At 55.8% G+C, this 17997-nt stretch carries 21 protein-coding genes and 1 tRNA gene; 10 read left to right on the top strand and 12 right to left on the bottom strand.

Annotation, left to right across the window (positions count from 1 at the left end; genetic code table 11):
- Positions 1–34: 34 nt before the first annotated feature.
- Together WCK51_10365 and WCK51_10360 are read right to left on the bottom strand one after the other, a co-directional pair.
- A tRNA-Arg gene (locus WCK51_10365) sits at positions 35–110 on the bottom strand.
- Between the two features lie 7 nt (positions 111–117).
- Positions 118–1284: an MFS transporter gene (locus tag WCK51_10360; protein MEI7577287.1), complete on the bottom strand. Its 1167-nt coding sequence runs from the start codon at positions 1282–1284 to the stop codon at positions 118–120.
- Between the two features lie 117 nt (positions 1285–1401).
- On the opposite strand from WCK51_10360, the gene WCK51_10355 reads away from it, so the two are divergent.
- Together WCK51_10355 and WCK51_10350 are read left to right on the top strand one after the other, a co-directional pair.
- Complete coding sequence (locus WCK51_10355; protein MEI7577286.1) at positions 1402–1710, top strand: hypothetical protein; 309 nt, start codon at positions 1402–1404, stop codon at positions 1708–1710.
- A 78-nt stretch (positions 1711–1788) separates the two neighbouring features.
- Positions 1789–3450 carry a serine hydrolase domain-containing protein gene (locus tag WCK51_10350; protein ID MEI7577285.1) on the top strand — a complete coding sequence of 554 codons (1662 nt, stop codon included), beginning with the start codon at positions 1789–1791 and terminating at the stop codon, positions 3448–3450.
- Here WCK51_10350 and WCK51_10345 read toward each other — a convergent pair.
- A complete protein-coding gene (locus tag WCK51_10345) occupies positions 3447–4391 on the bottom strand; it encodes a DMT family transporter (GenBank protein ID MEI7577284.1) in 945 nt (314 codons plus the stop codon). The genes WCK51_10350 and WCK51_10345 overlap by 4 nt on opposite strands.
- Positions 4392–4443: 52 nt before the next feature.
- Here WCK51_10345 and WCK51_10340 point away from each other — a divergent pair, with 52 nt between their 5' ends.
- From WCK51_10340 to WCK51_10315, 6 genes are read left to right on the top strand one after another with little or no spacing between them, the layout of a single operon-like run.
- Positions 4444–5133 (top strand): ThuA domain-containing protein, encoded by a 690-nt coding sequence (locus tag WCK51_10340; protein MEI7577283.1) that lies wholly within the window; start codon positions 4444–4446, stop codon positions 5131–5133.
- A gap of 41 nt (positions 5134–5174) precedes the next feature.
- Positions 5175–5417, top strand: a complete 243-nt coding sequence (locus tag WCK51_10335) for a type II toxin-antitoxin system prevent-host-death family antitoxin (GenBank protein ID MEI7577282.1) — start codon at positions 5175–5177, stop codon at positions 5415–5417.
- Positions 5408–5794, top strand: coding sequence for a type II toxin-antitoxin system VapC family toxin (locus WCK51_10330; protein ID MEI7577281.1), 387 nt, complete (start codon positions 5408–5410; stop codon positions 5792–5794). The genes WCK51_10335 and WCK51_10330 overlap by 10 nt, the downstream gene beginning before the upstream one ends.
- A gap of 13 nt (positions 5795–5807) precedes the next feature.
- On the top strand, positions 5808–6233 hold the full coding sequence (locus tag WCK51_10325) for a hypothetical protein (GenBank protein ID MEI7577280.1): 426 nt from the start codon (positions 5808–5810) through the stop codon (positions 6231–6233).
- Positions 6234–6242: 9 nt separating this feature from the next.
- The gene (locus WCK51_10320; GenBank protein MEI7577279.1) at positions 6243–7220 is read left to right on the top strand and encodes an aldo/keto reductase; all 978 of its coding nucleotides are present in this window, start codon (positions 6243–6245) and stop codon (positions 7218–7220) included.
- A 24-nt stretch (positions 7221–7244) separates the two neighbouring features.
- The gene (locus tag WCK51_10315; GenBank protein ID MEI7577278.1) at positions 7245–7667 is read left to right on the top strand and encodes a MarR family transcriptional regulator; all 423 of its coding nucleotides are present in this window, start codon (positions 7245–7247) and stop codon (positions 7665–7667) included.
- On the opposite strand, the gene WCK51_10310 is transcribed toward WCK51_10315, so the two are convergent.
- Genes WCK51_10310 through WCK51_10290 form a run of 5 tightly spaced genes read right to left on the bottom strand, consistent with a single transcriptional unit; the run spans position 7646 to position 12807 of the window.
- Entirely contained in the window at positions 7646–8203 is a 558-nt protein-coding gene (locus WCK51_10310; protein MEI7577277.1) for a hypothetical protein, read from the bottom strand. The two genes, WCK51_10315 and WCK51_10310, sit on opposite strands and share 22 nt — an antisense overlap.
- Positions 8204–8205: 2 nt before the next feature.
- Entirely contained in the window at positions 8206–9387 is a 1182-nt protein-coding gene (locus WCK51_10305) for an acetyl-CoA C-acyltransferase (GenBank protein ID MEI7577276.1), read from the bottom strand.
- A gap of 26 nt (positions 9388–9413) precedes the next feature.
- Positions 9414–10220 (bottom strand): N-acetylmuramic acid 6-phosphate etherase, encoded by an 807-nt coding sequence (locus WCK51_10300; GenBank protein MEI7577275.1) that lies wholly within the window; start codon positions 10218–10220, stop codon positions 9414–9416.
- On the bottom strand, positions 10210–11106 hold the full coding sequence (locus WCK51_10295; GenBank protein ID MEI7577274.1) for a BadF/BadG/BcrA/BcrD ATPase family protein: 897 nt from the start codon (positions 11104–11106) through the stop codon (positions 10210–10212). Before WCK51_10295 ends, WCK51_10300 begins: the two co-directional genes overlap by 11 nt.
- 12 nt (positions 11107–11118) lie before the next feature.
- Complete coding sequence (locus WCK51_10290) at positions 11119–12807, bottom strand: hypothetical protein (GenBank protein MEI7577273.1); 1689 nt, start codon at positions 12805–12807, stop codon at positions 11119–11121.
- A 95-nt stretch (positions 12808–12902) separates the two neighbouring features.
- Here WCK51_10290 and WCK51_10285 point away from each other — a divergent pair, with 95 nt between their 5' ends.
- Entirely contained in the window at positions 12903–13238 is a 336-nt protein-coding gene (locus tag WCK51_10285) for a hypothetical protein (protein ID MEI7577272.1), read from the top strand.
- On the opposite strand, the gene WCK51_10280 is transcribed toward WCK51_10285, so the two are convergent.
- The 4 genes from WCK51_10280 to trxA all read right to left on the bottom strand — a co-directional run bounded on the left by WCK51_10280 (position 13235) and on the right by trxA (position 16906).
- A complete protein-coding gene (locus WCK51_10280) occupies positions 13235–13537 on the bottom strand; it encodes a DUF5658 family protein (GenBank protein MEI7577271.1) in 303 nt (100 codons plus the stop codon). The two genes, WCK51_10285 and WCK51_10280, sit on opposite strands and share 4 nt — an antisense overlap.
- A gap of 37 nt (positions 13538–13574) precedes the next feature.
- Positions 13575–14810: a D-alanyl-D-alanine carboxypeptidase gene (locus tag WCK51_10275; GenBank protein ID MEI7577270.1), complete on the bottom strand. Its 1236-nt coding sequence runs from the start codon at positions 14808–14810 to the stop codon at positions 13575–13577.
- Positions 14811–14857: 47 nt separating this feature from the next.
- The gene (murJ, locus tag WCK51_10270) at positions 14858–16480 is read right to left on the bottom strand and encodes a murein biosynthesis integral membrane protein MurJ (GenBank protein MEI7577269.1); all 1623 of its coding nucleotides are present in this window, start codon (positions 16478–16480) and stop codon (positions 14858–14860) included.
- A gap of 99 nt (positions 16481–16579) precedes the next feature.
- A complete protein-coding gene (trxA, locus tag WCK51_10265; GenBank protein ID MEI7577268.1) occupies positions 16580–16906 on the bottom strand; it encodes a thioredoxin in 327 nt (108 codons plus the stop codon).
- Between the two features lie 166 nt (positions 16907–17072).
- Here trxA and WCK51_10260 point away from each other — a divergent pair, with 166 nt between their 5' ends.
- On the top strand, positions 17073–17993 hold the full coding sequence (locus WCK51_10260; GenBank protein ID MEI7577267.1) for a hypothetical protein: 921 nt from the start codon (positions 17073–17075) through the stop codon (positions 17991–17993).
- The last annotated feature ends 4 nt before the right edge of the window (positions 17994–17997 follow it).

The following is a 17997-nucleotide window of genomic DNA, read 5'->3' as shown; positions in this document are numbered from 1 at the left end:
AAGACTACGGACGCCTGGAGGCTTCCAAAAGAATTGGCCCGGACGAAGGGATTCGAACCCCCAACCCTCAGTTCCGAAGACTGATGCTCTATCCATTGAGCTACGTCCGGGCGCGGACTAAGATGATACCATACCGGAATCTGAGGTCTGACCAACTATCCACTTAGAAAACAGTGGAACAAGCAACACCGCCACTCCAATCAACCCCATAGCAACCCGAATCCCCAAATGCTGAGACGCCGATCCAATCGCCGCCGGACCAAGCAAAAATCCCGCATAACCCATGATCGTGACGATCGACAACGCCACCGGAGCCGGCATCGCATGCTGACGCCCGACCGCAGAAAACAGAACCGGAACAATGTTAGAAGCTCCCAACCCCACGAGCCCGAACCCGACCAAGCCAAGAAAGGGAAGTCTCCCAAGCCCCGCCATCCAGAACCCCAACACACAAATCAACCCACCAACAAGTAGCACCCGCAGTGGCCCTAACGAAGCTACAATTCTGTCCCCCGTCAACCGACCCAGTGTCATACAAAACGCAAACCCCACATACCCAAACCCCGCCGCTCCGGCCGAAAGCAGATACTCGCGAGTCAGCAACAACGCGCTCCAATCCGTCACCGACCCCTCCGCGCAAAACACCGTCCCCGCCAAAATCCCAATCACTAAGACCACTCCCCGAGGAACCTGAAACACCAGCCGATCCCCCTCCCCCGCGTCCGACAAGAATCCAGGAATCGCATACGCCAAAACACAAAGCCCGCCAACAAAAGCCACCAAAGTAGCTCCAAACGAAGACGCGCCCGCGGACAACGACAACGTCGCCGCCCCCGCACCAATGATCCCACCCAGGCTATAAAACCCATGAAACCCGGACATTAGAGGTCGCCCCAAGGTCTTCTCCACCTGAACTCCGTGCAGGTTAATGACGACATCCAACGATCCCAACACGCCTCCGTACACCGTCAAGACGACTCCCAAAGCCCACAAGGACGGCGAAAGCGGAATCAGTGGAACGCTCAGCAACAACACCAAACAGGACACAATTAGAACCCGGCGACACCCGTACCGATGCGCCAAAGAACCCGCGAAGGGCATCGTCAACACCGACCCGATTCCGATCAAAAGAATCAAAACACCCAGCACAGAATCGCTCAAGCCCAGCCGAGCTTTCACCAGCGGAACCAGCGGTGCCCACGTCGACGCAGCCAGACCAAGAATCAAAAAACCCAGCCGGGTCGAAACCGCCTCTCGTTCCCCAATCCGAACCATTGATTCCAAGCCGTCAAGTTTACGGCAGAACCTGCCCCAAAACTGTTCCCCAGCACAACTACCAGAGAATCTCTAAAGACGAGGCTTAACCTACCGATAACAACCATACAAGAGGTTTCAAAAAAGATGTCCCAAACACTCGTCATGCCCCTGCTAGGACTCGACACCGAGTTCCCCGACAGCGTTTACGTGTTGCACCACTCGCCCACCAAACGCTACGGCTGCTATTGCCACCAGGGCGTCCACGGTTTGGCCTGCTTCAGCTCTCAAGGCGGAGCCGTGAACTTCGGCGAGTTCATCGACCTCGACGGCCTCACCATCATGCAGCTTTCTTTCGACGAAGCCCGCGAAGTAGCCAAAGAGCGCCCCATGCCCGTCACGGCACTGATGCTCCTAGACAACATGAGCGACCCCAAAGTCCACTTCGTGCGCTGAACTGCCGATCGCTGGGCACTACGGCGCATTCTCGCCTTGATCTGAACCGCCGGCAGGCGGAGTTCGTAAGCTCTCTCCATGTTCTGGGGAGAAACAACTAAACAAACTTACTGCGCGGCACTGCTGGTTCTTGCATCGGCTACTACCCTCGCCGGGTCGCAAGCCCCCACCGACAAGCTTGACCAAATCGTCGCCAAGTACGACTCCAAAACCGGTCCCGGAGTCGAGATTTTCGTCGTCCAAGACGGCAAGGAGCTCTACCGCCGGACCGCAGGCATGGCGAACGTCGAGTACGGCATCCCCATCACGAAAGAATCGATCTTCCACATCGCCTCGGTCTCCAAACAGTTCACCGCCTTCGCCGCTTGCCTGTTGGAGCAAGGAGGGAAGCTCAACATGGACGACGACGTCCGCAAGTACCTCCCTGAACTCCCGAACTACGGCACAAAAATCACCCTTCGCAACCTCGCAACCCACACCAGCGGCCTCCGCGACTTCTACGCCCTCAACGCCATGGTGGGCTTCACCGAGGCGGATGTCTCCTACAACAGTCAAATCCTCAAGCTCCTCGTCCAGCAAAAGAAGCTCAACTTCAAACCCGGAACCAAATTCGAGTACGGCAACTCCAGCTTCACCCTCCTCGGCGAAGTCGTATCGCGAGTCGCCAAAAAACCCCTCCGAGAGTTCTTGAACGAGAGAGTCTTCACTCCGCTTGGCATGAACAATACCCAGCTCGTTGACGACCCCGAACTCATCATCCCGAATCGCGCCTACTCTTACTACACCCAGGGCGGAGTCCTTTACAAACGCCTCCTGGGCCCGGTCAACGTCGGCTCAACCGGCATCAACTCCACCGCCGATGACCTCGTCCGCTGGTCGCAGAACTTCGAGAATCCCAAAGTCGGCAACCAGAGGATATTCCAGCGCATGAGCGAGCGAATGAAGCTAACCGACGGCACCCAGCTCGGCTACGCTCTTGGGCAAGAGTTCAAAAACTACCGAGGGGTCAACGTCGTCTTCCACGGTGGCGGCGATGCGGGGTACCGTTCCTATCTCATTCGTGTTCCAGAGAAGAAACTGACTGTTGTCGTGCTCGGCAACTCGCGCGAGTTCTTCCCGCTTGACTTGGCGTATAGTGCTCTCGACACCTTCCTCTTTAACGGGCCTGCGCCCGAAAAACCGAAGCCAACCTTCGACCCAAAACTCCTAGCCAAGTTTGTCGGCGACTATGAAATCTTCCCTGGCAACATTGTCCACCTGACCACCGAAAAAGGAAAGCTCTACCTCCAGCCCTACGGAGATCCCAACAAGATGGAACTGCCCCAGGTTGGGGAAGATGAGTTCGACTACCCTGTTTTCACGCACAGCAGGTTCACATTTGGCAAGTCCGGGAACTTCAAATGGCAACTCTTTGACATTCCATACGGCGGAACCCGAATCAATCTCAAACCGTTCAAACCGGCCCAAGCAAACCTGAAAGAACTTGTCGGAACCTACTACTCGCCGGAGTTGCGCGACGAATACACTCTAAGTATCGTCAAAGGACAACTGATCGCCGCACATCGACGAAATGAAGATATCACCCTCATGCCCATTCAGCGCGACTGGTACCACGGCAGCTCCTACTTTTTTGGAAAGGTCATCCCGACAAGAGACCGCAAAGGGCGGATTTCTGGCCTGAGAGTATCGACCCAAGGCGCGAGCAACATTCTCTTCAAACGCGTGTCCCCACGGAGCTAGTCGACTGCCTCAACCTTCTCCGTCTTCCCTAGGAACCCCAGCGCCAGCGCGACCAAAATCACGCAACCACCGATCACCGCATTCTGTTTCGGAATTTCGTTTTTAAACAGCCATCCAATCAACGCCGCGAGCGGAGGCTGTAAAGCGATGCCGACGACCAACTGGGTCAGCGGGGCGGATTCGACGATCCGATACCAAATGGTAAACGTCACCAGCCCAGAGAGGAAGATGAGATAAAGAAGCGGCAGCCAGGAAACAAAAGTGGACCCAAAAGAAAGGGGCAATACTGACGGTAGGAGCAAGGGAATGACCCAGAACGAAACTCCACCCCCCAGCATCTGAGCCGACAGAACGGCCACGCCGCTTGATCGACGGCTGATTCGCGCCGCGATCACTCCCATGAGGCATTCAGTGACCACACCCAGGCCAAAAATGAGGTTGCCCTTGGCATGGCCCAAAAGTGACGGAAACGCAAACCCGATGGTAACAATATATCCGCCGATACAAGAAAGAGCGATTGCCGCAACGCGCCTGGCTGGGAGCCGCTCATGAAGGAAGAAATAGGACAGCAGTCCGGTGAAAATCGGCGCCATGGCAAGGATGACCGTCCCTTCCAATTCACTAGCAAGCCCCTGCTTCACCATCCCCATCGACAGATAGAACATCATGTGCGAAGGGCCAAAGAGGAAGAATCCGATCCCGAAGCACTTCCACCAATCGGATTTTGAAAGCGAGACGTGCCCGGTCACCTTGCGAAACCAGTCGCTGCGGAGCAAGACCAGCATCATCAGCGATAACGCCGTCCACCGAACCAGCCCAACCCCGGCCCCCGAAAACCCCCGATCTGTCGCCGCAGAAACCATAAAGTTCACCGGCGTCCAAAGCACATTCAGCAGGACAACAATCCCAAAGACGTGCTTAGGCGGGTTAGCGTTTTGCAAGCTATAACTGTGACATATTCTCTACAGCGTCAACCTGTAGTAAAGTAAACCCATGCTCCTCGCCGTACTGCTGACTACTGCCGCAGTCCCGAAACTTCTTATCTTCTCCAAGACTACCGGCTTCCGACACGATTCCATTCCCGCTGCTGTCGAAGCTATCCGGACTCTTGGCAAAGCAAACAATTTTGAAATCGACGCCACTGAAAACGCGACGGTCTTCACCAAAGACAACTTGAAGCAGTACCGGGGAATCATTTTCGCAATGACGACCGGCGACATCCTAAACGCCGATCAGCAAAACTCGATGCAGCAGTTTGTAGAATCCGGCGGAGGCTGGGTTGGAATCCACAGCGCCAGCGACACCGAATACGACTGGCCCTGGTACGCCGATCTCGTCGGAGCCTACTTCAAGAGCCACCCGCCCGGAGGACAAACCGTCAAGCTCACCGTCGAGGATCCCAAGCATCCTTCGATGAAAGGCATCCCATCACCCTGGAGCCGCGCCGACGAATGGTATGACTGGAAAGCCAACCCTCGCTCTAAAGTCCACGTCCTCATCTCCGCCGACGAGTCCACCTACAAGAAATCCCCACCCGAAGACCACCCGATCACCTGGTGCAATCCGGCCAAGAAGGGAAGGGCCTGGTACACCGAGATGGGCCACTTCAAAGAAGCCTACAGCGAGCCGCTTTACCTACAGCACCTGCTCGGCGGAATCAAGTGGGCTTGTAAATTGCGATAGTATGGAACTAACTAGTCAGAATGACTAGTCATAATAGAAACATGATTACAATGAACGCAACAGAGTGTAAGGCTAAGTTTCTTCAACTCATCGAGGAGGTCAGTGCTAGTGGTGAGCCGGTCACCGTGACTAAGCATGGCAAGCGACTCGTCACAATTATCCCTTCGGTCTGCGAAGACAAACCTCGAGCAAAGGCAGGGTTTATGAAGGATCAGGTAACTATTCTCGGCGACATCATGGAGCCGTTTACCGAAGAGTGGGAACAGGTTGATACTTGGTTCTAGATACTCATATTCTCATATGGTTCATAACGGACGATCCGAGACTTAGTACCGAGTTGAGATCCCAGATGGAAGCAAACCCCGAAAACGTATATGTCTCGGCGGTCTGTATCTGGGAGATATGTCTGGCGCATCAAAAAGGACGCTTGGGGTTGAAATTTGCTGACCTGAAGGAAGGTGTTTTTCGAATGGTCACTGCGCCAGGTTTCAAGTTCATCGAACTGACTCCGGCGATGGCGGTTTCTGCTCGAACTCTAGAATTCCGTCACGAAGACCCAGCCGATCGGTTCATTGCAGCTACCGCTCATGTTCTCGGAGTTCCCCTTGCGACCGCAGACCCCCTGCTCCAAAACCTCCCCTGGCTCCAGACGATCCAGTAGACTATCACCATAGATGTCAGAGTTTGATCGCGCGTTCAATATCGGTCGGGGCTACTTCGACCGGGCCAAAGATGCCATCCTCGGCGGAGCCTCGGCTGACGACGTCGCCACCAAGGAGCTCGACGACGCCCTCAACAACCCCGCCGTCGTCGCCCAAATCGAAGCGAACAACGACGAAAAACAACTCCGCAAAGAACTCAGCGAAATGAGCGAGGACGAAGCGCGCCTGATCCTCGGCCTCGACAAGGACGCCAAATATCCGCTCGTCAAAACCCAACACGAGAAGTTCCTCGGCCGAATCAACGAGTTCGCCAAGGACAATCCCGCCAAAAAGTCAATTGCCGACCGCGAGCGGCGCCGAATCGAAAAGGCGTTTGCGATCCTAAGCAAAAATGTCGATTCCACCGAGAAGCGGTTCGGGTCTCTTGAAATCGAATAAACTCGGCACGTGCAGTATCGAGAACTCGGCAAAAGTGGCGTCAAAGTATCAGAAATCAGCCTCGGCTGTTGGACTATGGGCGGCCTTAACTGGGTCAACGGAAACCCCAACGGCTGGGCAAACGTCGACGAAGTCGAAGTCATCGCTGCCATCAAAGCCGGGATCGATGCCGGAGTCAACCACTTCGATAACGCCGACGTATACGGCAATGGAAAAGCCGAGCAAATGCTCGCCCGAGCTTTCGACAAACTCGGCCTAAACACCAACGATTTCATCGTCGCCACCAAGCTCGGCCACTTCCCCGGAACCGCTGCCCACGCCTACGAGCCCGCCCACATCCGCCACCAATGCGAGCAGTCTCTCATCAACCTCAAGCGCGACTACATCGACGTCTACTACTTCCACCACGGCTCCTTCGGCGACGGCGATTTCTACCTCGATGACGCCGTCGAAACCATGAACCGCCTCGTCGAAGAAGGCAAAGTCCGCGTCAAAGGCCAATCCGCCTACTCCGCCGACGACTTCGAGCGAGTCACCCCCAAAGTCCAACCCGAGTGCCTCCAAAGCTGGGCCCACGCCCTGGACGACCAGTTCATCCTCCCCGGCTCCCGAGTCGCCAACCTCATGGCCGAAAAGGGAATGACCTTCGTCGCCTTCAGCCCCCTCTCCCAGGGCCTCCTGCTCGACAAATTCGATCCATACAACCCTCCCCAGTTCGAGGAAGGCGACAACCGCCGTGGTCGCTCCGGATTCGAGACTGAGAACCTTCTTGCCCTCAAACCCAAGCTCGCCAAGCTCAAAGAGCGATTCGGAGATTCGGTCGAAGACCTCGCCGGAGTCGCTCTCCGCTACGTCCTCAACATGCCCAACGTCGCCTGCGCCATCCCCGGTTTCCGTAACGAGCGCCAGGTGAAAGCCAACCTCGCTGGCGTCACCCGGGAACTGAGCGAAGCAGATATGAACTTCATCAGGGAAGCTCTGGCATGAATTGAGATATAATTCGGTTCCCGAATGAGTGAGTCGCTGATTAGTCTTGCCTGCCAGATCAACGATCTGATCTCCGTCGCCCTGCGCCCTGCGCTGGACGAGCAAGGCATCACCAGCGCCTCATTCGCCATCCTCAGCTCCGTCAAGGCCGCCGACGGCCGCGAGACCCAAGCCGAAATCGGCCGCCGCCTCGGCCTCAGCCGAGCCACCGTCAGCGAAGCCGTTACCGCCCTCGTCGCCCAAGAGCTGATCCTCCGAAAACCTTCCGCAGAAGACGGCCGCGCCGTCACCCTCGTCCTCACTGGCAAAGGCCACCAAAAAGTCAACGCCGTCATGAAGCGTCTCGAAGAGGCTGAAGCCGAAGTCACCGCTCGCCTGATGGATCGGGAAGTGACCTCAACCGCAAAGGTACTGAAGAAATTGATCTACGGTCTGGAACGCATCTGAGATTCGATCCTCTCCAATGCCTCTTCGACAATCTCACCCAGCCCCTCCGGAGTCGTGCGATATGCTTCAAGAGAGCCAGCATTCCCTAGAAGAAATTCCTTGATCCGTTCAAGGGTTTGTCTTTCCAACTCCTGCTCCTCGGGGAGCGACCGCCCTTGCTGTTCTAAGCGGGCTTGCACGACTTCAAGCCCATCGATTCTGACAGCATCGCGCAACCACGTCTCACCCGTGGCAATGCTACAGATCAGGCCGACGGCTATCTCGTCCGACGAAGGAATGGACTGACCGTCAACCTCTCCGGGGCTGAACTTGTTTCGCTGGGCGACAATCTGAAACAGAAACGGCAGGATCTCCGCAGAAGCGGAGTAAATCGTGCCCTGGTGCCAGACCGTCTCGAAGAGCTCGCCGCAAGCTTCGCCGCGAACCGCCGGGTCTGCTGAGCAGAGGCGTTCCAGCATGTCCGGTACATCCGTCGCCGCCCCGTGCGCGTGCCGAATCCCCGCCCAATCGACCTCCGGAAGCCCCTCGAACTGCAAGACTACAAAGCCTCAACCAATACGGCAGTCGCTTCGCCGCCGCCGATACAAGGCGTGGAAATAGCGTACTTCCCACCTCGCCGCCGAAGCTCGAGCAGGGAAGTCATCACGAGCCTTGCGCCAGTCATACCAATTGGGTGACCAAGCGCAACCGCCCCACCATTAACGTTCAACTTATCCAGTGGAACCCCGACCTTCTCGGCGCAGCCCAGGGCCACCACTGCGAACGCTTCGTTAATCTCAAACAAATCGACGTCTCCTAGCGAAATCCCCGCTTTGGAGACCAGCTTCTCGATCGCCGCTGCCGGAGCGGTCGTGAACTTCGTTGGCTCCTGAGCGTGAGTCGCGTACCCAGCAATTCGACCCAGTGGCTTCAATTCCCGCTTCGCGGCTTCTTCAGCGGACATCATCACCAAAGCACCCGCTCCGTCGTTGATCGAGCTCGCGTTCCCAGCGGTGGTCACTCCGTCTTTACTGAACGCAGGCCGAAGAGTAGCCAACTTTGCCGGGTCGCCGCCCTTCGCTGGCTGCTCATCCATCGCAAAGGAAATCGGATCGCCCTTGCGCTGAGGGATTGAAACGGGAACGATCTCATCGTCAAACCGCCCCGCAGCCTGAGCCGCCTTGGCCCGCGCGAACGACTCCGCCGCAAACTCATCCAATCGCTCTCGGGAGTATCCCAGCTCCGCCGCCGTGGAATCGCCGCAGTTACCCATGTGGCAATTGTTATACGGATCCCAAAGACCGTCGTTGATCATGGTGTCAACCAACACACCGTTCCCCATGCGGTATCCCGCTCGAGCTTTATCCAGAACGTATGGTGCATTGGTCATCGACTCCATCCCTCCGGCAACCACGACAGAAGAATCGCCCAGCGCAATCGCCTGAGCCGCGAGCATGATGGCCTTCATTCCTGAGCCACAGACTTTGTTGATTGTCAAACAAGGCACCGAATCCGGAACTCCACCGTAAATCGCCGCCTGCCGCGCCGGAGCCTGCCCGAGCCCGCCAGTCAGCACGTTCCCCATGATCACCTCGTCCACATCCGATCCCGATAGCCCAGCCCGAGCCAATGCCCCGGCAATAGCCAAAGCTCCCAAGCGAGGAGCTGAAAAGTCGGACAAAGCGCCCTGGAAGGAGGCGACTGGGGTACGGGCAACCGAGACAATCACAACGTCGTGCATGATTGCTCTAGGGTACCTGGCAGAGCCTATTGGCGCAGGCGATCCAGCGCTCTGCGAATGCTCCACTCGCTCTCCTCGAGAGCTTCTTGAGCCTCATCGCGCGTGGCGGTGGAAAGCTCGCAAACAATTCGAACGCACCGGTCTCGAAGCTTGATGTTTTTGGCCTTAACGTCCACCATCAAGTTCTCAATCACCTTTCCGTTCAGGACCATTGCGCCGGTCGAAATTCGGTTGAGACACATCTTCTGCGCAGTTCCCGCCTTGAGACGGGTCGAACCGGTCAAGATTTCCGGGCCGGTGTCTAGCAAAATCGCGTGCTCGGCTTCCGCCAGCACTGGAGTCGCCTTGTTGTTGGCTATTCCGCAAGTCCAAACGCCTTTTTGCCGCGCATGTTTGATCGCGCTCAGAACAAACGGGGTCGTACCGCTGGCGGCAATCCCAATGACGATGTCCTTCGGATTCAAACCCATGAGGTTCAGAGCTTGAATCGAAGCCGCCGGATCATCTTCGGCATCCTCTACCGCCTGATTCGTTGCGACCGAACCGCCGGAAACGACGGCGACAAAATGCTCGGGGTCGATTCCGAAGGTCGGAGGCATCTCGGCTGCGTCGGCGGTTGCGATCCGTCCGCTAGTTCCCGATCCGATGTAGAAGACCCTGCCACCCTCGCGAAACGCTCTCGCAGCGTGCTCAATCGCGACCGCAATCGCCTCTTCGGCGGCGGTCATCACCCGAAAAACGGTGTGCTCTTCCTCGTTCATCAAGCGCACAACTTCGCGCGCATTCATCTTGTCGAGGCCGTACGACCTGGGGTTGCGAGATTCAGTTCCCATGATTTAGTTCTTTTGCTAGCTCTACAGCGCCGTAGAGCGGAGGACGAAGAAGTCTATGCATTTCCCACTCCACATTCGGGAGTTCGTTGCCAAGGTGAAGCAAAAATGCTTCCTTAAATTGTGCCGAGGCTTTCCACACTCCACCCGCGAGTGAGATCGAAAGCGATTTCGCTTCCGCGTGGTGTTGTCTGGCATGGCTCGCCACGAGTCGTGCTAGGTCACCCATGTGCTTCTGCACACTTATTGTCGCGTACTCCTGGCCGTCTGCCGCGTCGTGCCCAACGGCTTTAACAAGTCGAGCGAGAATCGTCGCCGGAGAAGGCGCTTTGTAAACACCGGTGACCAAGACCGACTCATCAAGCGAACCGAAGACGTCTTCTATTTGATCCCGCAAATACTTCGTAGACTGCTCGGGATTCACAAGATAGTGCATCAACGCGTCGCGTCCGAACGAGAAGCCAGACCCTTCGTCTCCAAGAATGTATCCTCGTCCTCCACTCTTCACAATCTTGCCGTTATTACGGGAGCACACCAGCGAACCCGTACCGGAGATCACACAGATATCAGCTTCCGGTGAGGCGTAAAGAGCGGCAGTGTAATCGGGTTCAGCGCGAAACGTTGCCGGAACTCCAAACGTGTCCTCGAGAATCCCAATTCCGCGCTCGCGAGTCTGTGGGCTGATCAAACCGGCAAAACAGCCGCACACAAAGTCGGGTTTCGGGCACCCTTTCGCAGCGTTTGTGAGGTTCCGGCGTAGCCGACCTTCGGGAGTTGATACGAGGTTTGCGGCTCCGCTCTGACCCTGGAAAAGGATGTTTCCGTCGTCGTCCATCGCCAAGACGCGGCTCGAAGAACCTCCGCAATCGAGGCCGACGTAAACGCTCATTTCTCTACTAGATTACCCGCCCGAACCCTTCAGCCATTCTGCGCGCCGCGCCGATTGGGTTGGCGTCGCGAGCAGATTGCGAGTGAGGCGCATATCGTTTGCCTTAAACTTCCTGGCTTTCACTACAACTTGTTTCTCTGCTCCTGATCGAGTGACGGTGACCTTCAACGAGTCCGTTCCGCCCAGCTCAACGAGAACAATCTGATCGCCATCAAGTAGCCCGGTATCACTGCCCAGAACCTTTGTGATCGTGCCCGCCTCGTTTACTACAAAAGGAGCGTCAACGTACTCTTTTCCTGGCGTCGTCAGTCGCAACCCAAGATTTTCGAGCTGGGAATAGGGTAGCTCTTTCCCGGCCGAGCGAATCAGCGTATCGTAGATCGGGCCAAGCTTTTCACCGCCGACTTCAACCATGAGATCGCGCAGCGCACCTTCTTCAAAGCCTGGGTTTGGAAGTGCGTAGCGGTCATAGGCAAGTCGCATTACGTCATCAAGCGACCTCTTACCGCCGGTCTCCTGACGGATGGTTGCATCAAAGATAAAACCGGAAACTAGGCCCATGTTGTAGAAGCTGAGGTCTCCAAATCCACCGAATCCGGAGTCTTCCCAGGTTTGGAAGCACACCTGTTCTAGCGTCATCTTCTTTCGAGTTTCGCTGCGTTCCAACGTGCGAATCTCATCGCGGAGCCCGTCCAGAAGTTGTGATTCACCGATCAGCCCCGCCTGGTAGGCATGGAGCTTGGAATAGTAGTCCGTGACTCCTTCGGAGAACCACAGGTTCACTGTCCGCTGTGGCTTGGTGTAATCGAATGGCCCCAGAATCTTAGGGCGAATCTGCTTCACGTTCCATGAATGGTAGAACTCGTGGGTGGCAAGTTCGTCGAGGTGCACCGTTTGCCCGTTTCCGGTGGCAATCGTCGTCGAAGCTCGGTGCTCCAAACCCCCGGCGAAGTCGCCGACTTCGAGGTGGATGAGATAGACGTACTTCTTGAACGGCACCTTCTTCATCATCCGCATCGCAGGAATGCTTCCCCGGCGCAGCCGTTCGGTCTCCGCATCAACGTCGCATCGCGGCGCGGGATCGCCAACCCAAATCGCCTCAAATGGAACCCCTTCGACCTTGAAAGAACGTCGAACAAATCGACCAAGCTGGATCGGGTGGTCGACAAGCTCGTCGTACCCGCCGGCCGAATAAGTCCCTTGTCCGTCGTGATCCATCGCCGTCCCGATGTCCCAACCAGTCGGAACATTGAATTTCACCGAGTGCTTCTCGGTCATGTGATCGTCGGCGTAAAGAAACGCGGAGGGACCGTTGATGAACGCGCTCGTAGCACGGACGTGAGTCCGGAAAAACCCAAGACCCGTATCTAGCCCTTGGATTCGGTAGGTGACAACAACGGGCTCACGGCTTGGGTTTGAAATCTGAATCGCTCGAGAATCGAGTTTCTTGGTCGCCAGCTTCTTGCCGGCTAAGTTGACGACATTGACGTCAAACAGGGCCTTTTCGTAGTCCAATAAGAAGTAAAAGCCCGGACACCACGCCGGAATCCGCACCGTCTCGATTTCCTTTGCGCCGTCGATTTGCATTCGGACAGTTAAGTTCTTGGCGGCAGGATTAACGCGAACGTTGTACTTCACGTCCGCGAAGCCAAGCGAAGCGAGCGCACCGAGGAGGGATAGGGAAGTCAAAAGGCGTTGCACGAGAACATCATTTTGACGAATGGAGACTCAAATAGTTCTTCTTGATAAAAACTCTGTGAACCCAAGATCCTTCGTGATGCGTCCGTGGTAATGAAATGACCAGAATTAGTTGGTTGCCGTTAGCCTTATGCCTGTTTGCGGTCGGAGCCTCGCAACAAAACTCCCTGCCAGCGCCAACTTCCCCGAAGACGGAGATTCCTTCCACCATCACCCGACCGCCGTTCGAATACCCTTCACGGGAACCCGGGTGCGTGATCGTGATTTTCGCCAAGGGCGACTATTCCCAAGTTTCTAATGAAGAGACCTTTTCTGTGCCAAAAGGCGAAAAATTCAAGACTTTGAACGGGTACGAAGCCTCCTTCAAATACATTGGAATCGAGTCAAAGTCGGGAAACCTTATCTACCAAGTGGTCTCCACGCAGAAACCCTAAGCCGCCCCAAAGAACCAAGTACACCAGATCAGCACATACATCGCCGAACCCACGGTGCAAGCTTTGTTCACAAAATCCTTGTTCTGCTTGGCGTACCAAGCCATGGTCGCCCAAGCAATACCGATCGTAAGACCCTTCACGAAGGCAAACAGCCATTCAGACTGCGTAATGAACACCCGCATGAGCGGGTTTAGCTCAACGATCTTTCCCTGTGAGTGAAGAACGGCGGTTGAAACCAAATCAATCAAACCGATGCTCATCAGGAGAAATACGCTCTTGGTCGGGAACGCGACTGTCATAACGCTCCTTAAACGCAAACCCCATGCCGATTGTGTGCTATCCCCTAACATTTTCAATAAACCTATCAATGCAACTCTGAGCCTCGCCTGCCGAGCAACCGTAGTGGTTGACGATCACGGAAACGATCTTAAGTGAACCGTCCTTGCACTGTACATAACCACTCAGCGCACTCACCATGTCAAGTGTGCCAGTTTTTCCAAAAAAAGTCGTCCCTTTCAGCCGATTGGCAAGCGTGCCAACGCCGGGTCTTGCCAACGAATCCAGCCATATTTGCCGGGTTGGCTGGTCATAACTCCACTTCAAGAGCTTTGCCATGTTGGCCGTGGTGACGTTGTTTTTGCGGCTAAGCCCTGAGCCATCGGCGACTTTGAATGAGTTCTTTTCCCACCCGATGCTGCTCAGCCAATCCGTGAGCTTTACCTTTGAATTCACGTTGGCATTTGCGTAGAGATGCTCAGCAAGGCAGTTATCGCTTTTCTGGAGGCACGTCGCCTCAATCTCTTTCAGCGGAGGACTATTGAGGTAGACCTCTTGTGCCTGGTTCAAGTAGGGTCGCTTTGTGTTTTGCATGCGTTTGTACTCCAGCTTGCCTACCAAATAGTCCAGAACGGAGTCTGAGGGCGACGGGTCAGAGATCGTGTCGAGTACTCGGTCCGCACTTGGCCGGGGCATGTTCAGCCGTATTTTGCCCTGGCCGGGGTTGTACGCATATTTCGGCACTATCTGACCATCGGTCACATCGGATTCGTCTACGTCGATCCGCGGTGTGTAAGGCTTGAAGCTGATCCCGTTGGGTCCTAGCCATGCCTCCACTCCCGCCTTCTCAAAAGTCAGGGCGTGCACGACTGGTGCGTACCGATTTGGCAGATCCCCGATCTGCCAAGAGTCCGGCGGAGAGAGGTGGTAAGCCTCCCATAGCTCGACAGTGTAGACGTTGTTTTTGACAAACATCTCCCTGATCGGTGCTAATCGTTCCGGAGTCAGGGTCGGATCGCCTTCGGCGGAGATTGCGGCTACCATCGGCCCCACCATGAATCGTGTCGTGAACTTTTTTTCCGGACCAAAGGTGTTGAGCGCAAAGGCGCAGGTGACCAGCTTCTCGTTACTCGCCGGCATCAGCCTCGTGGTGCCATTCCGCTCAAACAGGACTTTCCCGCTGGTGTCCATCACCACCGCTCCAACAATCGCCCCCTTGAGCTTGGAGTCATCCAAGGCCGCTCCCCAACCCTTTTGTGCCAGGATTATCGAGGCGGCAAGCGTGCCGGTAATCATGCTCGGAGTTTACTGCGGAAAGGTTTAGGGCGCAAGCTGAACTGAACCTACTTCCGACTTCCGGCTTCCAACTTCCGACTAATCTTTCCCATCGCCCGCTCAACGTAAGCCGACTCAGGCATCCCCAAAGCCTTGGTGATGAAATAGTAGCCCCACATCGAGATCAGGAACGCGCCGAGCGTGATCAGCAACGTCGGAACTTTGCCCTGCTCCAACGAACCAAGCGAGCTATTCGCCACCACCAATCCGACCGCCACAACCGAGAGTGAACCAACAAACGCCTTCCCAAGCGTCACCGCCAGCCCCTTAATGTCAATCCCCCCGATACGCGGGGTCAGAACGACCGCCATCATCAAAACCATGATCATCGGAGCAATCGAACCCGCTAGCGGCAGAGCGAGATAACCCATCGAGCCCCTCAGAGCGAGGATGATCAACACGAAAATGCCAGTGGTCACCGTCCCGATGATCACCGGAGTCTTTGTATCCTGAATCGAGTAGAACGCCCGCATGATGACGGGATGCAAACACCAAGCCCAGATTCCGATGCAGAAGAAGCGAAGGCAGAGAGCAACCGGCGGCACATCCTCAATCTTAAAAGCGCCATGCCTGAAAAACGCCGACACAATCTGCGGGGCGAGCATCGCCATCAGCACGCTCGCCGGAACTGTGAGATACATGACTGTTCTCATCGTTGAATCAAGCTGCTTCCGGAACAAGTCCATCCGCCCTTGAGTAAAGAACTGAGTGAAAACGGGAAAGACCGCCAAGGCAAGCGACTGACCAAAGATCCCCAGTGGTGCCTGCATGAGCTTATTCGCGTAGTCCAAGGTCGAGTTGGTTCCGTCCGGATAAAAAGAGCCGAAGTATCGGATAATCATGCTAAAGACGCTCGGAAGCGAGAGCCCCAAGATAACCGGAAGCATCAGCCGGAAAACCTTCCGAACGCCTTCATGGGATGTATCAAAAGAGGGCGTGAACTCCATCCCCATCCGGCGAATCACAACAAACGGAACCACCAGGTTCCCCAAAATTGCCCCGATGGTCGCGCCCCAACAAATCCCCTCGACTCCCTTTCCGAAGAAGTGACCAATCACGGAGGCACCAAAAATGATGCCGATGTTGTAAATGTTTGGCCCTAGCCCCGGTATTGAAAAGACCTTACGAGCGTACAACGTCCCCATCATTAGCCCACCGATGAAGAACGCAAACTGCGCTGGAAGCAGAATCTGACTCATCCTGGCAATGAGCGGAATCAACTCCGGATTCATCGTCAGCTTCCCGGCTGCCACCAACTTAGTGAGCGGCACCGCAAGAACGAAACAGACCGAAATGAACAGCAGAACCACAGTTGACATAATCGTCAACACCGTGCTGAACACCTTCCAGGCTTCCTGCCGCCGGTCCGTGTGCCAGTACTCGCTAAACACCGGAATAAACGCCGAACTGAGCGCGCCACCACTGACGAGCATGAAAAGGATGTCCGGAATTTGGAAGGCTAGGTTGTAGGCATCGGTGAATTCAGATCGCCCATAGTAGCCGCTAATCACCGAATCTCGCACCAACCCTAGAACCCGGCTGAGCAGCAGCGAAGCCACCATAATCGTCCCCGCCCGCCCGACTCCGGAACCCGGAGACTCTTCGACTGGTGACGCTGGGATTTCACTCATAACTGCTCGCTGTTATTGTGGCAGAGATCGCCCAAGCAAGCGAAAACCCCTACGACCGTCAGGCCGGAGGGGTTTCAGGCTTGCGTTGATTCAGATTGCTTAGAGAGCTCGATCGATCAAACCAGCGAGGGCTGCTTTTGGAGCCGCACCGACTTGCTTGTCAACAACCTTTCCGCCCTTGAAAACGAGAAGAGCAGGGATGCTCATGATGCCGTAGTTCTGGGCGACTTCGCCGTTCACATCAACGTCAACCTTGAAGACCTTGGCCTTTCCGGCGTACTCGGTTGCAAGCTCTTCGACCGAAGGTCCGATCATCTTGCATGGCCCGCACCACGGAGCCCAGAAGTCCACGAGGACGGGAACGTCGGAGTTCAGGACCTTCTCCTGGAACTCAGCTGCGGTGTTGATTGCGAGGTCTGCTGCCATTGTATTTCTCAATATCTCCACTAGGGAATACGTGTGAGCGTACCTTTCCAATCCCAAAATCTTAGGGTTTTTCGTCAGAGGTGTCACCAATTGCCAGGAGGCATCGTCTATACTTCCGATCCAGGGACTTCGCGAAGTCTTTTTAGGTTTGGAGGCCAGAACAGATTTGAAACAGTCGAAATTTATCGCACTCTCTGCCGCTTTAGCGGTCGTGTTGCTAGGAACTGGGCAGGAAGCTCAGGCTGGCGACGGAACAAAGGTTAAGTCGAAGGGCAAAACCGCAAGCAAGTCAACTGGCGAAGTTCGCTACGCAGTTCGCGGCACTGGTGCCGAGACTGGGCTCGCCGGGATCAACCTCTACGACAGCGGACTCAAGGTTCTAAAACTCTACGGCAACCCAGAATCGATCGGATCGATCACTGTCGGGGCGACAACCACCTCGGGTGGTGACGGTGGCGACGGCCCTCCAGGTGGATTTGGTGGACCAGGTGGCGGCGGAGCAGGTGCCGGACAGCGCGGTGGACGACCGAGCGGTGGTAGTGGCGGAGGACGCGGAGGTGCGGCACCCCCTCAAGCGAATATTTTCCCTGGTGACCTCACGGGCGATGCAAATCTGTGGCTCCCACTTCCAGACCGCCAGCGAGGTGCTCAAGGTATGGCTTCACCGGATGCACCTCCGGGAGGTGCAGGCGGCGGGAAAGATGGAGACGGAGCAGCAGCTCCAGGTGGAGGCGGAGGTGGGAACACCGCTGCTGAAACTACAACCTTCACTCGATGGCAGTACACCAAGAACGGAACTAAATTAGCTTTCGTCATCGACAAGTTCAATCGAGTCCTCCAAATCGAAGCAATCGGTCTTGTCAACAAGAACATCTCGACCAAGCGCGGTGTCGGTTTCGGAAACACCTTCCAAACCGTGATGAACAAGTACGCTCCTGCGAACGAGCCAGATGGCTACGACCTCGCTGGAAACAACTTCACCATCCGATTCCTCACCCGAAGCCGAGTGGCATTCCGACTGACCCAACTGGGAGGAAAGACTCCTCACGTGGTCACCGGAATCGTTGTCTCCGCGGGCAAGAAGTAAGGTT

It is taken from the genome of Armatimonadota bacterium (assembly GCA_037138755.1).
In the GTDB taxonomy this organism is placed as follows: Bacteria; Armatimonadota; Fimbriimonadia; order Fimbriimonadales; family Fimbriimonadaceae; genus Fimbriimonas.
Note: the sequence above shows the minus strand (reverse complement) of the source record. Positions and strands in the feature narration are given on the sequence as shown.